The organism is Bacillus sp. NTK034 (assembly GCF_017303275.1).
Taxonomy (GTDB): domain Bacteria; phylum Bacillota; class Bacilli; order Bacillales; family Cytobacillaceae; genus Cytobacillus.
In genome coordinates this window covers 1-295 of record NZ_JAFKOJ010000056.1, presented here as the reverse complement: position 1 = coordinate 295, position 295 = coordinate 1, and the positions used below count along the sequence as shown (strand labels likewise).

Genomic DNA, 295 nt, shown 5'->3' with positions numbered 1-295 from the left:
GGGACAGCCCCTAACTACCATCGGCGCTGAGAAGCTTAACTTCCGTGTTCGGTATGGGAACGGGTGTGACCTTCTCGCCATCGCCACCAGACTATTTTTAAAAGACAAGTATAATTGTACTTTCTTTTAATGTTTTTTTCAAGAGAGAATTTCATTTTTTCGTTCCCTCAAAACTAGATAATGCATGAAGAAGTATTTTGCCGAGAATTCACCAATGACTTGTCTAGCTTCGGCTCCTAACTTCTCGGCCGTTTCGATCCGTCCCTCCAAATCCCAAAACCAGGATTTGAATGGC

General features: G+C 43.4%; 1 rRNA gene. It reads right to left on the bottom strand.

The window, feature by feature from the left end:
* A 5S ribosomal RNA gene (gene rrf / locus JI665_RS28380) occupies positions 1-91 on the bottom strand; the annotation flags it as partial.
* Between the last annotated feature and the right edge of the window lie 204 nt (positions 92-295).